This is a genomic window from Pseudomonas sp. Irchel s3a12 (assembly GCF_900187485.1).
GTDB lineage: Bacteria > Pseudomonadota > Gammaproteobacteria > Pseudomonadales > Pseudomonadaceae > Aquipseudomonas > Aquipseudomonas neuropathica.
On record NZ_FYDN01000006.1, the window covers coordinates 273,423 to 288,005 of the forward strand.

Annotated in this window: 10 protein-coding genes; all 10 read right to left on the bottom strand. The window is 60.2% G+C overall.

What is annotated here, in order from left to right; translation table 11 throughout:
• Positions 1-7: 7 nt before the first annotated feature.
• Positions 8-1,183, bottom strand: coding sequence for an alginate O-acetyltransferase (locus tag CKW14_RS12745; RefSeq protein ID WP_095125432.1), 1,176 nt, complete (start codon positions 1,181-1,183; stop codon positions 8-10).
• Between the two features lie 10 nt (positions 1,184-1,193).
• Positions 1,194-2,759 carry an MBOAT family protein gene (locus CKW14_RS12750; protein WP_095125433.1) on the bottom strand — a complete coding sequence of 522 codons (1,566 nt, stop codon included), beginning with the start codon at positions 2,757-2,759 and terminating at the stop codon, positions 1,194-1,196.
• A gap of 382 nt (positions 2,760-3,141) precedes the next feature.
• Positions 3,142-4,266, bottom strand: a complete 1,125-nt coding sequence (locus CKW14_RS12755; RefSeq protein WP_095125434.1) for a mannuronate-specific alginate lyase — start codon at positions 4,264-4,266, stop codon at positions 3,142-3,144.
• Between the two features lie 8 nt (positions 4,267-4,274).
• Positions 4,275-5,735, bottom strand: a complete 1,461-nt coding sequence (locus CKW14_RS12760) for an alginate O-acetyltransferase (RefSeq protein ID WP_007914298.1) — start codon at positions 5,733-5,735, stop codon at positions 4,275-4,277.
• A gap of 10 nt (positions 5,736-5,745) precedes the next feature.
• Positions 5,746-7,317 (bottom strand): mannuronan 5-epimerase AlgG, encoded by a 1,572-nt coding sequence (algG, locus tag CKW14_RS12765; RefSeq protein ID WP_095125439.1) that lies wholly within the window; start codon positions 7,315-7,317, stop codon positions 5,746-5,748.
• A 26-nt stretch (positions 7,318-7,343) separates the two neighbouring features.
• Complete coding sequence (locus tag CKW14_RS12770) at positions 7,344-8,825, bottom strand: alginate export family protein (protein WP_095050981.1); 1,482 nt, start codon at positions 8,823-8,825, stop codon at positions 7,344-7,346.
• Positions 8,822-10,333, bottom strand: a complete 1,512-nt coding sequence (gene algK / locus CKW14_RS12775) for an alginate biosynthesis TPR repeat lipoprotein AlgK (protein WP_256579973.1) — start codon at positions 10,331-10,333, stop codon at positions 8,822-8,824. The genes CKW14_RS12770 and algK overlap by 4 nt, the downstream gene beginning before the upstream one ends.
• Positions 10,334-10,342: 9 nt before the next feature.
• Complete coding sequence (locus tag CKW14_RS12780) at positions 10,343-11,512, bottom strand: alginate biosynthesis protein Alg44 (protein ID WP_007914303.1); 1,170 nt, start codon at positions 11,510-11,512, stop codon at positions 10,343-10,345.
• 35 nt (positions 11,513-11,547) lie between these two features.
• Entirely contained in the window at positions 11,548-13,029 is a 1,482-nt protein-coding gene (gene alg8 / locus CKW14_RS12785; protein WP_371857746.1) for a mannuronan synthase, read from the bottom strand.
• 228 nt (positions 13,030-13,257) lie between these two features.
• Positions 13,258-14,574 (bottom strand): nucleotide sugar dehydrogenase, encoded by a 1,317-nt coding sequence (locus CKW14_RS12790; RefSeq protein WP_095050978.1) that lies wholly within the window; start codon positions 14,572-14,574, stop codon positions 13,258-13,260.
• Positions 14,575-14,583 lie beyond the last annotated feature (9 nt).

Here is a 14,583-nt window from a genome sequence, read left to right on the forward strand (position 1 = left end):
CTCTCTTTCAGTTTTGCGCCCGATCGGGCGTCTCGGAGTTAGTGTTGATTGCTACGTTTTGTTGGCGCGCGCCGGCTTGTTTAAGCTCTGCGACCCACTGCGGGTCGGCGTCACCGATTTCGTTGTTCACAGGCAGATAACGTTCAGGAAACTCCCAGATCAGCACCTGTGGCGGGCTGTTCTTGAAGTCATCGCTTTTCAGGTAGCTGAGCATCGGCAGGATCGGGCCGTGGCCGTCTTCGGCGTAGCTCACCACGTCGCTGTGCAGCGCTTGTTTCAGCGCACCGACGAAGTTCCAGTTGGGGTTGGCGCTGTAGCTGGTGCCGACCAGTGCCACCGGCACTTCATTGCTGGCGAACAGCGCGTCGTCACCGGCAGGCTGATCGCCAGCCGCGACGGTGTTGCGCTTTTGCAGTGGCTCTTGCGCCGGCATCAGGTTTTCGAACAGCGGATCGAGCGGCAGGAACAGACGCAGATCGCCCTTGTGCGTGACCTTCTCCGCTGGCGTGGTAACGAAGCGTTGCGGCTCGCCGCTCAGCGGGAACTTGTCGGCGATGGTTTTCGCCAGGGTGTTCGCGGCAATCTCGGCGCCTTCCGGCGTCCAGTGCGTATCGGTACGCAGGAACACTTGCTGACCATTCTGCTTGGCCTGTTGCAATGGCTTGAGCAGGTCAGGGGCGAGGATCTTGTCGGCCGCCACACGTTGGTGGAAATCCTGATAGAGGTTTTCGTGGATGCTCGCCGGTTTCACTTCACCCAGATGCTCCGGGTACAGACGAACCTTGGCCGGCACGATCGCCATCACCAGTTTCACGCCTTTCGCTTTCAGGGTCTGGCGCACGCCTTCAACCAGCGCGTAGTTGCCTTGCAGGTTCAGCTCTTCGTTGACGATCGGGTTGAATTCCTCATCGCTGTACAACCACTGGTCGCGACCGAGCACCACGCCCGGACGACCTTCGTTGAACAGTTTGAAATCCAGCGCGGCCCAGAGATTGGTGCCCAGACGCTTGATCGGAAACTCTTCGTCATAGTGGGTTTCCACGGCTTTGGTCCAGCGGCCGTTGAGCACCGTCGCATCGGCGTTGGTGCTGAAGCCGAAGAAGCTGCGAACCGACCACAGACCGAGGACCAACAGGGTCACCAGGAACAGGGCGATGTAGAAGATGCGTAATGAGCGGGTCATGTCAGATCCCTCAGAACTGGAAGTAAAGGAACGGCGAGAAGCTTTGCGCCGAGAGTTTGAGAATCGAGGCGATGAACAGCAGCAGGATCAGACCGCGCATCACGTAGCGCGACCAGTCCGCCGTCCAGTAAGCCGGTTGCACCTGGGCTTCGACGCCGACGGTGTAGCCAGGCTCGTGGATGCTTGCCGGGTTTTCGCCAGGAGCGGCTTTGATCATTCCCGGGGTTTCGGTGGCAGGGCCGTTGGCCTCGACGTTGACTTCAGGTTTGCTCTTGGCTGGCGGCTGATTGGTGTACAGATCGCGCAGACCGAAGAACGCCAGCGTCACGTACGCAACAACCAGAGTCGCCACTTGCAGACCGGTAAGGCTGGCCTGATTGAGTTCCGACAGCGACCAGTCGCCGAAGCTGAACATCGCGCCGTACATGCGCCCGGCAACGTGCAGGTTTTCGGCACGGAAGATCACCCAGCCCATGACTACGAGCAGGAAGGTCAGCGCCCAGCGAATCGGGTTGAGGCTGCGCGGAGAGGTGTTCAGGCCCAGCGCTTTTTCAATCGCCAGCCACATGCCGTGCCAGGCGCCCCAGACGATGTAGGTGATGTTCGCGCCGTGCCACAGACCGCCGAGGAGCATGGTCAGGAACAGGTTGCGATACGTCATCAGCGTGCCTTTACGGTTACCGCCGAGGGTGATGTACAGATAGTCACGCAGCCAGGTCGACAGGCTGATGTGCCAGCGACGCCAGAACTCGGTGATCGACTGGCTGATGTACGGCTGCTTGAAGTTTTCCATGAAACGGAACCCCATCATCAGGCCCAGACCAATCGCCATGTCGCTGTAGCCGGAGAAGTCGAAATACAGCTGCGCGGTGTAGGCCAGCGCGCCAAGCCAGGCATCGCCGGTGGTCGGGTTTTGCAAGGCGAAGCAATGGTCAGCGACCACCGCGAGGGTGTCAGCGATGAAGACCTTTTTGATGAAACCCTGCATGAACCGCGTGCAGCCCTCGGAGAACTTGTCGAGGGTGTGCGTGCGGTTGTTGAACTGGTCGGCGAGGTCGCGGAAACGCAACACCGGGCCGGCAATCAGGTGCGGGAAGATCGCCACGAAGGCCGCGAAGTCGATCAGGTTGCGCGTGGCCGGGGTGTCGCCGCGATACACGTCGATGATGTAGCTGATCGACTCGAAGATGTAGAACGAGATACCGATCGGCAACAGCACGTGGGTGAGGATGAACGGCTCAAGACCGACCGACGTCATCATCGCGTTGATGCTGTCGACGCCGAAGTTGGCGTACTTGAAGTAGCCGAGGATGCACAGGTCCACCGCGACGCCAAGCAACAGCCAGCGCTGCGCCGGTTTGGTCCGCACACCGGCGGCACCGACTTTGAGGCCGATCCAGTAGTTCCACAGCGTGACGGCCGCGAACAGCGCGAGGAAGTCCACACGCCACCAGGCGTAGAACACGTAGCTGGCGATCAGCAGCAGCAGGTTGCGATAGCGTTGCCCGCTCAAGTAGTACAAGCCGAGAAAGATCGGCAAGAACAGAAACAGGAACACGTTGGATGAAAATACCATCCCGATCTCTCCATGTTTAAACCAACAGTCAAGGGCCAAAGCCCCCCCAAACCCCCCGTGGTAGTGGAGGGGCAAAACGGTGTTTCTGTCAGGGTTGTGCCGGGCCTTGAAAACTTGCCCTCACCCCCCGCCCTCTCCCGGAGGGAGAGGGAGCCTGATCTCCATGGTTTTCAAAAATGGAGATCGACTCGGTATTTCTGTGCAGCCTGATCTCGATTGTTTTTCAACACCTGAGATCGACTCGGTATTTCTGTGCAGCCTGATCTCGATTGTTTTTCAACGCCTGAGATCAACTCGGCATTTCATTTCGGCGTAACTCGTACAACCACCTCGGTCAGTCCCCTCTCCCTTTGGGAGAGGGTTAGGGTGAGGGGCTTTTGCTTTATGAGCCTTTGTTGCCCTTCTCATGCGATGGGTCGTAGACCTTGGTCAGGTCGCCGCCGAGGCGGAAGGTCTTGAACGGCTGCATGCCGTGCTTCTTCTCGATCACATCAGGCGCACAGGTGTAGAGCGTGCAGAACGGTTCGAGCCAGGCGAATTTCATGTCCTCTTTCAGATCGGTCATGTCCTGCTCTTTGCCGTTCTTCTTCTCGAATTCGTCCGGGTCTTTCACCCCCGACAACACTCGATCACCGAGACGTTTCAGCGCGCTGTTGTTCTCCTGACGCAAATCAACGCCGTTGACCTGGGCGAAACTGGCGATCATCGCCAACGGCGGCAGGGCGTAGTTGTGATAGGCGAGGGCGCGTTGCTGGCGCTTGAGTTCGTTCGGCAGGAAGCCGTCGGCATCGACTTGGTTGACGCCAACCTTGTATTCCTTCACTGCCCAGTCAAACAGGTCGCGGCGGTTGGTCGCGATCGAGGTCGCCATCACCGACCAGGCGGCCCAGTACGAGTGGTTGTTGGTTTTTTCCAGCGGCAGGTTGTCCCAATCGCTGACGACCTGATCGGCCATTTTGCTGAACCACGCCTCGATCAACTGCGCTTCCTGCTGATGCTGGGCCAGTGGGTGCGAGTCGGAGAACTTCAGGCGAATGTACGAAGACGCCATGCTGCCCAGCGCCCATTTGCGCATCGACTTGCCGGTGTGGTTGAAGTCCTTCGACATCAACGCATCGGCCTTGGCCCACGCGGTCAGCCAATTGAGCGTGCAATCGAGCTGCTCCGGGCGACCGTCGCGCATGAACTGCATCACCCGTTTGGCGGTGCCGCGTTCCAGCGTGGTGATGTCTTTGGTGGTGTCGCGAAAGGCTTTTTCCGACTGCACGTTCAGCGTCGCGCGGGCCTTGTCCGAACCTTCGTATTTGCTGCGAAATTGCAGCGGCCCGGTGTACGGCGTCGGCATCGCATCGCAGCCTTCGCTTTTGTCACCGGTCTTGAATTTATCCACAGGCGCGAAATAGCCCTGGGGTGGACGCAGTGGCGCGGCGGCCTGCGCGGTGCCGGCGAAGATCGCCAGCCCGAGCAGCGTCGGCGCTAAAAGAGTTTTCAGTTTCGAGTTTCGCATAGCAGACCTCATTGCCCGACCTGAGCGGTTTGTTGCCCAGCGCCCGGGAATACGTTGCGTTTGCAGATTTTCGCTTCGACTTTCTGTGGCGCGGTGCCCGCTTCCGGGCCCTGGACTTCGACCGCCAGCAGGTTTTGCGAGGCCCAGTCTTCGTCCGTGCGCAGCTCAAAGGCGAAACGACCGTCGGTGTCGGAGGTTTCCGGTTTCTCGATCTTGATGTCCTCGTGGCGACCGTTCATGTACCAGAGGGTGGCTTGCAGGGTTTTCACCGAAGGGTCGGCGAAGCGGATGTCGACCTGATGGCTGCTGTTCTGCAGGTTCAGGTTCTTGCTGTTGACCAGCAGTTCTTGTTTGCTGCCCGGCTTGAGCGTGGTGCTCGCGGACATTTGCGCGTCTTTGCCTTCGCAGCCGTTGTCGAGAAGAGACATCATCTGGCGATAGATGGTTTCCTGGTCGAGGCGATACAGCGGCGAGAATTCCCAGATGAGAATTTTCGGCGGGGTCTTCTGGAATTCGTCGCTGCCGAGGTACTGCAACATCGAACCTTCCAGACCACCGCCGGGGAAGGCGACGTTGAGAATGTCGGCGCCGATGGCTTCTTCGAGGAAACCGGCGAAGTTGTAGTTCTTGCCGCTGTGCGAAGTACCGACGAGGGTGATTTGCGGGTTGCCGGAATCGCCGAACAGATCGCCGTCGCCTGCTTCGCCCTTAGGCTCGGTGGTGAATTGATCCATGTACTGGATCGCGTAACTGGTGCCGCACAGTTGCCCGGCCATGTTGTGCAGGGTACCGGTCTTGCCCATGCGCCCGGAGCGCTTGGTTTCGAATTCACGCTTGGGAATGTCGGCGAAGGCCGGAATCTGCTTGACCTTCTCGGCAACGATTTTCGCCGTGCGCTGTGCGCCGTAAGGGGTCCAGTGCTGGTCGCCGCGGAAGTAGAAATCGTGGGCGGGCAGGGTGTCCGGCAGCGATTCGTTGGTCAGCGGCGACAGGTCTGGCACCACGTAACCCATCTTGGCGAAACGGCCGAGCATGGTCTTGTAGTTGCCCAGCGCTTTCTCGTAATCGAACGCGGCTTTTTCCTGCGGGTTGAGCTTGTTGCGGTTCACCAGGCCACGGGTCGGCTGGTAAACGATCACCAGCTCGACGCCTTTGGCTTTGAACGCATCGTGCAGTTGTTGCAGGCGTTTGTAGCCGGCCGGGGTGGTGTTGAACTCGGTACGCAGGTCTTCCTGCGTCCGGAACAGCCAGTCACCTTGCGCCTGCACCAGGGTGGTGAAGTTCTGCTGATAACGCGTGGTGTAGTTCTTCGCGTCATGGGCGGCCGGGCACAGGTTGCAGCACGGTTCGGCGCTGAACTTCGGTGGCGTGGCGGCGGCGCCTTCATCGGCGCGCGCACCGTTGCTGGCCGCGAGAATGCCCACGGTCAGGGCCGACAGGCTGAGTAATCTGATCAAGTGTGGGTGCATAAAATTATCCTCAGTCCTGCATTTCGGTCTGGCGTTCGACAGGGTCGATCAGCACGGCTTTCTGCTGGCGCACCAGCAGGTCGAGAATTTCATCCTGGCGCTCGCCGAGGATGCCGTTGAAGCTGATGCCGCTGGATTTGGTCGGCGCCAGCATCGACACGCGATACAGCTCGACACTCAAAGGCGAATCGATCGACAGCGGGCCGCTGCCATTGGCCGCCAGTTCACCGCCGACGACGATCAGCGACACCTGCGCATCGAACGGGTCGAGCTTGATGTCACGGTCGGTGTCGGTGAGGTCTTTGATGTGGCCGTAAACACCGGTCAAACCGTTGGCCATGGCGACGTTTTCGTAGAGGCGGATGTTCACGCTGTTACGAATACGGATGCCGTGACGCTTGTTGCTGATGACCTTGTTGCCCCACAGCAGGTTGTCGGCAGACTCGTAGAGGGTGATGCCGTCGGTGTGGTTCTTGTAGATCTCGTTGTAGGCAATGATGTTGTTGACGCTGTTACGGTCGATCACCAGGCCCGAGAGTTTGTTGTCGTAGCTTTTGTTGTTGAAGATGAAGCTGTCGTTGACCTCACGGGAAATAATGATCCCGTGCTTCTTCTTCGTACCGTACACGGTGTTCTCGGCAATGATCAGGCCGTGGGAACGGTCGTGTGGATCGATGCCGTAGACGATGTTGTCTTTGTAGGTGTTGCCCTTGACCACAAAGTCGCGGGTCTCGTAGCAGTAGAAGCCGTACCACATGTCGGAGAACTCGGAGCCGACGATCCAGCCGGTCGGTTCAGGACGCTTGAGCACCTTGGCCATGTTCGGCGTGTACTGGGAAATACTCACCCCGTACGACTTACTGTTGGCGTAACCGAAACTGGCCATCTTGCTGTTGACGATGTAGGTCTCGGTGCCACCCCAGGCGAGCAGGAACGGACGGAATTCCTTCGGCGAACGGAAGGTCGCCGGGCCGTTGTCCTTTTCGCGCCAGCCTGTGACTTTGGTGTCACGCACAAACAGTTGGCCGTCGTTGACCATGAATGCACCGGCCTCTTGCGACAGGCGCAGTTCCTGGGTCTGACCGTCGATTTCGAGGATGCCTTTACGGCCGACGACGATCGGCAGCTTCGACAGGTACACGCCCGGCGAGGTCTCGCTGAAGTACTGCTTGGGCAGTTTCTGCGCCAGGTCCTTGAGGTTCATGTAGCCGTCATCGACGAAGATCGCCTGGGGGATGCCGTGCTGACGCACCACCCATTCGGCCATCTTGTTGTCGCCGCCGATAAAGTCCTTCAGCGCGTCTTCCTGCATCATCCGGCGCACGCTGACTTTGCCTGCTTTGCTGCGGACGATTTTCGCCGCAGCGGCTTCGGCGGTGTAGCCGGAAATGTCCGGCAGTTTCGGCGCGGCCAGGTTCAGCGCTTCGGTCGGCGCGCTGCTGACCGTGTAGGTCTTGGCTTGTTGCAGCTCTTTCGCGGTGGTCACCGGTTTAACCGGCTCCACAGTCGCGAAGGTGCTGGCGCTGGCCAGCAGCATCGCGCCGGCCAGCAGGCTGAGTGAGCCTGTCCTGGTGCTGATCATGTCGGGCACTCCCTTGGCGGTTTGCATCAGAAGCGCCAGATCACGTCGATGAACGCGCGGTGCATGTACGAATCAACCTGCTTGCCGTAGGCATCGCCCGGTTTGAACACACCGCCACGGAAACGCACCAGGGCCGATGGCTCGTCGATCGACTGGCTCAACGCCGCCGGCAACAGGCCTTGCTTGAAGTACTTGGTGACGACCAGGTCCATCTCCTGACCCAGATCCTTGTTGCCGTCTTCAAGCGGCAGCGAGGTGCTGGAGAGGATCGCGCCGGTGGCGTCGTCGGTGTTGTTTTCCACGGCGTTGATGCCGTTGCTGCCCACCGGCTTGTTGCCGTCGACACGCCAGAACTTGTGGTAGATCAGGCTGGCGTCGTACTCGTCGTTGACCATCCACGAACCGAACAGGGTTGCGGTCTGCATGTTGTTCATTTCGCCGCGGAAGGCTTCGCCGAAACGGTGCACACGCGAGCGCGTACCGGTGTAGTTGGAGCGGTTGCTCTCCAGACCGTTCTGTTCGTAATCGGCGCTGGCGCGGGCATACGCACCGCCGACTTGCCATTGCGGATCGAGGCGCAGGCGCACACCGATGTCGGTGGCCCAACCGTTGACGTCATCACTACGCTTGGCTTGCGCCGGACGCGAGCCATCGGCGTTCAAGGCGTTGACCGTATCGCGGTCGCCGCTCATGCCGGTGATGCTGCCCCAGTAGTTGACGGTGTTGGTGTTGCGCCAGTTGTAGGCGTCGCTGTCAGCGGTCAGGCCGAGCCAGCTGACGTCGCCGTTCTCGGTTTTATCCAACGAATCGCGCGCTACGCCCGGCTCGGCGTAATCGAGTTTGCCGTCATCATGGGTGTGGTGACCGCGAATGCCGACCCAGTTGCCCGGCGTCCACTGATAGGCGGCATCGGCGTAGGCGTGCAGGCGATCCTTGTCTTTCGGCGCCAGCTCTTTCAAGTCGGTGCGGTATTCGCTGAAGCGTTCGGCGACACCGGCGTTGGCGCGCAACAGGGTGGTGTCGAAGGTCCAGTTCAGCGCTTCGATGTTGGTGTCGCGCCATTGGCCGTCGTCATTGCGCAGACGCTGGCGACCGAACTTGAGCATCTCGCCCGGGTACGGGGTGAGGCCGCTGTAGCCGACCCAGAACTCGCGCATCGCCAGGTAGTTTTTCTTGGTTTTGCGATCACTGTTGTCGGTGGCTTGTTCACCGTCGGATTGTTGCAGGGTGTCGGTTTCGATGATGTCGGTCGAGGTCACGGCCTGGCCCATGGCGTAGGCGCTCCACGCGCCGCTTTCGCCGTAGATCCACGGACGCAGGTCGAGGCCGACGCCGTTGACGTCGCCGCCCTTGGCGGTGCCGAGGTCACGGTCGTCTTCGGACTGGCCGGTGACTTTCACTTCCAGGCCGAAGTTCTTGGTTTCAGTCATCGCGGCCAGTGTCGGGCAAGACCAGATCAGCGCGAACGAAAGGCCAATGCCGGCCTTCACGAATGGATTCAACTTCATAATTTTTCCTCGCCGTCTTCTTCTTGCAGGGCGTGCAGTTGCAGCGTGTTCGGGTTCAGAGCGCCACGGCTGGCTTGCTCTTGTTGCAGCAGACGTTGGGCTTCGGCCAGACGCTCGGGCGGCAGTTGCGCGGCGAGGGTGGTCGCCAGCTCATCGGCTTGCGGGGTGTTTTGTGCTTTGGCCAATTGGCTGAACACGTAGGCGTTGAGCGGGTCGGGCTTGGTGCCCTTACCTTGGGAAAACAGCTGGGCGATGGCGAAGTCGGCGCTGTTCTGGCCGTTGCGCGCAGCGGTCAGCAAGTGATCGAGCGCCTTCTGCGGGTAGACCTTGCCGAGGTAACCACGACGATAGATCTGGCCGAGGTAGTAGTCGGCGGCGACTTCGCGGCCGACGGCTTTCTGGAAGTGTTCTTCGGCGACTTTCGCGTCGGCCGGGACCAGTTTGCCTTCGTAGTAGAGCTTGCCCAGCAACAGCTCGGCGCGTGGCTGGTCGGCGGCGCGGCCGTTGTCGAGGTACTTCATCATCTGGTCGACGTCGCCCAGTTCCGGGTAGTCGTAGAGCAGTTGTGCGAGGGTCACCCACGACGCCGGGTAACCCGGAGCTATCGGCTCGAGCAACGACTGCGCGGTTTTCTCGTCAGTCTTGCCGAGGGTCGAATCGGCCAATACACGGGCCACGGAATCGACACGCTGCGCGGTGACCGTGCCACGGCTGTAACCGGCCTGCATCTGCTTGATCAGCTCGGCCTGCTGCTCTGGCTGGGCACGTTTCTGATAGACCGTGGCCAGTTCGAGGTAGCAGATGTCGGTGGTGTTGAGCGCGGCTTTGCAGATCTTTTCCACGTCATCCAAGTGCTGGTCGTAAGTGCCCTGAGTGCGATACAGCAGCACCTGCGCCAGACCCGCTTCCGGGTAACCGGATTTGCGCCACTGATCGATCTGCTGCTGGGCGTTGATGTTGGGGAAGCTGTGCGGGTATTGCAGGTACAGCATCGCCAGCGGGATCAACGTGTTGCCTTCGCCATTGGCGGCGGCTTTTTTCAGCAGGCTTTCGGCTTCGTGATGCTCGGCTTCGGTGGAACCCGGCTTGGCCACCAGCAAGCGGCCGAGACGCGCCTGAGCACGCGGCGAAACACTGGCGGCGGCGCGGTAAGTCGCTTCGGCCTGTTTCATTTGCACAGGGTCGCGGCTGTCGACCTGGATATCGGCGAGGCCGACTTGCGCTTCGCTGTAACCGAGATCGGCCAGTTGCTGATAATTCTGCGCAGCGGTGGCGGTGTCGCCACGTTTGAGCGCTTCGTTGGCCAGACGCTGATCGGGCAGGCCGGCACAACCGGCCAGACTCACCGCCAGCGCCAGCGAGCACACCACATGAACTCTGTGGGAGCTGGCTTGCCAGCGATTCAGGCGACTCGGTACATCAGACATACCGCGCTGATCCAATCGCTGGCAAGCCAGCTCCCACAGGGATCGCGGTGTTTTCAGGATGGGTGGAGTAGTCACAGGCATGTCCTCGACTTAAAGACCGGCAGCCATGGCTTTGTCGATCAGCCAGTTCAGGTTCGGCCCACGGTCGCTGTTCACTTCCACCGGGCGGCCGGCCAAGCTGCTGTCGAGCGGCTCGTCAGGCTGGATCTGTACGCGGATGTCGGAGGACAGGTCGGCGCTTTTCAGGCTGGTGCTGCTGACGATCTTGCCGGTGCGGGTCTTGTCTTCGCCGGCGATCTGGAAGCTCACCGGGGTGCCCGGACGCACGTCGCCGAACTGGCGATAGGAGAAGCGCGCATCGACGGTGGCCTGGGTGTTGCGCGGCACCAGTTGGAAGATCACGTCGCCTTTGCTCGCGTACTGACCGTCAGCCACCAGTTGCTGGGCCACGGTGCAATCGCATGGCGAGGTCAAGGTGCCGGTCATTTGCTTGCCGAACAGTTCTTCAACCTTGGCCGGGGACAGTTGATCTTCTTCCAGATGACCCTTGAGCACGTCGAGCATGCTGGTGCTGAAGGTCGCCAGTGGCGCGCCTTTGGCTGCAACGCCGTCGGACTTGACCAGGCTCTGCACGGTGCCGTCACGCGGCATGGTGATGTTCATCCCCGGCACACTGACCAGACCGGCCTGTGCGTGGCTGACGAAGTACATGCCGTACACCGATTTGAAAATGAAACCCGCCGCGACCAGACCGACCGCGAAGATACCGGCGCTGAACGTCACCGCTTTCAGGCGCCCGAACGGAGTCATGCCGGAGCCGCCGTCCTTGACCTTGCGCGCTTTGGTGAAGTTGTCGCGCTGCAGGGTCGCCAGCACTTCACCGATGCTGACGATGTCGCCGGCCAGGTGCGAGGTGATCAAGTGGCGCAGGGTGGAAATATCCTGCGGTTCCAGATTCTGGAACTGGCAGCCGGCGCGGCCGGTCTGGCGGTCGAAGGAACGCACCTGCAATTCAACGTCCATGGCGATGCCGAGGTTGTCGATGACGAATTGCAAACGCGCCTTGTACACCTGGCCAATGGTCAGCGGCAGTTGCCCGGCGTTGAACGCCAGACCACCGGCAGACAGGTCGATGACCCGCGCTTCGACCGGCGTCCGGTCAGGACCGAAGAAGCGCAGTTTGGCCGGGATTTTCACGCGGGCGTGTTGGCGCTGGGCTTCGGATTCATGCACTACGTTGGCGTTGACGGCGGTATTCATAGGGGCGATTTCCTTGTTAATTCAATAGGGGCGGGTCAGACCATCATCAGCAGCACGGCGACAAAAATGCTGCCGGCGGAGAAGGTCATGGTCCGAGACGACCAGGTGTTGAACCAACGTTGAAAGCTGGCGAGATCACGGGTCAGGGATGTGGGTTGGCGAGTCCAGGATTGTTGGTCGAGGCGGAAGAACACGTAAATCTTCACCAGCGCACCGACGATCTGGTTGTAATACAAAATCGCTGGGTAAGCCGGGCCGATCCGGTGACCGGAACACGACAACAGCAACGTCAGGATCAGGCGGGTGATGCCGATCCACAGCAGGTAAACCAGGATGAACGCGGTGCCGTACTTGAAGCTGGCGATCATCGCCACGGTCAGGCCAAGCAAGGAGGTCCACATCGATACGCGCTGATCGAACAGCACCACCGAGGTGAAGGCGCCGAGGCGTTTCACACCCAGGCCCAGTGCTCGCGAGTTCTGGCGCAGGTTGTTGCCGTACCAGCGGAACATCAGTTTGCGGCTGGCCTTTATGAAGCTTTTTTCCGGTGGGTGTTCAACGGTGTTGATCGCCGCGTCAGGCACGTAGAAGGTGTCGTAACCGAGGCGCATCAAGCTGAACCAGCTCGACTTGTCGTCGCCGGTCAAAAACTTGAAGCGGCCTAGACGCCAGTGTTGTAGCGAGTCGCTTTCCACGTCGGCGATGAATTCCGGGTTGGTCACCACGGTGGCGCGAAACACCGACATACGACCGGTCATGGTCAGCACGCGTTTGGACAGGGCCATCGAGCACATGTTGATGTGGCGCTGGGCGAAACGCAGCTTGTGCCATTCGCTCATGATGTAGCCGCCGCGCACTTCGCAGAACTCGTTGGTGGTCAGGCCGCCGACGTTGCCGAACAGCTGGAACCACGGCACGGTCTTGCGCACGGTGCCTTCGCCGAGCACGGTGTCGCCATCGATCACGGCGACCACGGCGCGGTCGTCCGGCAGGTGGCGGGAAATCGCGCGGAAACCATAGGCCAGGCCATCACGTTTGCCGGTGCCGGGAATGCGCACGAAGTCGAGCTTCACACGGTCTGGCGGATTCATCCGTGCCCACAATGCCTTGACCAGCAGTTCATCGGACATTTCGACGATCGAGCAGACCACGGTGGTCGGCAGTTCGCAGTCGATGGCTTCACGGATCACCGAGCTGTAGACCTGCGCCGTGGTGAGCGCGTCGATACGGAAACTGGTGACCATCAGGAACACATGCGACGGGTCTGCCGCCTTACCCAGCTTGCGCACTTTGCGGCGCAGGTGCGGGTAAACGATGTAGAGAAAAATCATGCCGCGCACAAAGTGCGTTGCACCCATCGAGTAGCGCCAGATACCCACGGCGCCAATCAGGAAAATGAAGTCCTTCGACTCGGAGTCGAATGTGGACGTGGGCAGCATCAAGGCCAGGCCCATCAACAAACTTAGGTAAAACAGCCAACCGGCGGCCTGAAGTAGGCCGTGCTTTAGCCTGTGCATAATCTGCATCCGTCTCTATCTCGGGCCGGGCCCGATGGGGTTAAGGCAGGCTTATCGATGCCCCCTGTAGGAGCTGCCGAAGGCTGCGATCTTTTGATTTTCCTGGGTTCACTCGGATCTCAAGTGTTCCCGGAAAGATCGCAGCCTCGTTTCACTCGACAGCTCCTACTACGGGTTCACACAGTGGTTGCGTGGCGTCGCGGTGTGCGGCGCCGCGCAACGTCTGCTTTACCAGCAGATACCCTCGGTGCGCTTACCAGCGTCGGTGGCTTTGGCCATGAAGCCCACCAGGTCGATGACCTGTTTGCCGTGCGGTGCTTCCTGAGCCAGCGAGCGGAATTTCTCGTCGCGGTTGCCGAGGATGATCACGTCGGAGTTGTCGATCACCGAATCGAAGTCCGAGTTGAGCAGGGACGACACGTGCGGGATTTTCGACTCGATGTAGTCTTTGTTCGCGCCGTGAACACGGGCGTACTCGACGTTGCTGTCGTAGATGCTCAGGTCGTAACCCTTGCCGATCAGCATCTCGGCCAGTTCTACCAGTGGGCTTTCGCGCAGGTCATCGGTGCCGGCCTTGAAGCTCAGGCCGAGCAGGGCGACTTTACGTTTGTCGTGGCTTTCAACGATGTCGAAGGCGTTCTGTACTTGCGATTCGTTGCTGCGCATCAGCGAGTTGAGCAGCGGCGCTTCGACGTCCAGCGAACCGGCGCGGTAGGTCAGCGCACGCACGTCTTTCGGCAGGCACGAACCGCCGAAGGCGAAGCCAGGGCGCATGTAGTACTGGGACAGGTTGAGGGTCTTGTCCTGGCAGACCACTTCCATCACCTCCCGGCCATCGACGCCGACCGCTTTGGCGATGTTGCCGATCTCGTTGGCGAAGGTCACTTTGGTCGCGTGCCAGACGTTGCAGGTGTACTTGATCATCTCGGCAACGGCGATGTCCTTGCGGATGATCGGTGCGTCGAGTTCTTCGTACAGCGATTGCAGAACGTCGCCCGAAGCCTTGTCGAACTCGCCGATGACGGTCATCGGTGGCAGGTCGTAGTCGGCAATGGCGGTGGATTCACGCAGGAATTCCGGGTTGACCGCAACGCCGAAGTCGACGCCAGCCTTCTTGCCCGAGCAGTCTTCGAGAATCGGGATCACCACGTTGGCCACGGTGCCCGGCAGCACGGTGCTGCGCACGACGATGGTGTGGCGGGTGGTTTTTTCACGCAGGACAAAACCGATCTCGCGGCATACCGCTTCGATGTAGTTCAGTTCGAGGTCGCCGTTCTTTTTGCTCGGCGTACCCACGCAGATCATCGACAGGTCGGTGTCGCGAATCGCCTCGGCGAAGTTGGTCGTGCCACGCAGACGACCGGTCTGGATACCCTGTTGCAGAAGTTCGCCCAGGCCGGGTTCAACAATCGGCGACTTGCCGGCGTTGATCATGTCGATCTTGTCTTTGGCAACATCGACGCCAACTACGTCATGGCCCCGTGCAGACAGGCAACCGGCACATACTGCGCCAACGTAACCCAAACCAAATATGCTGATGCGCATCGCAATTAC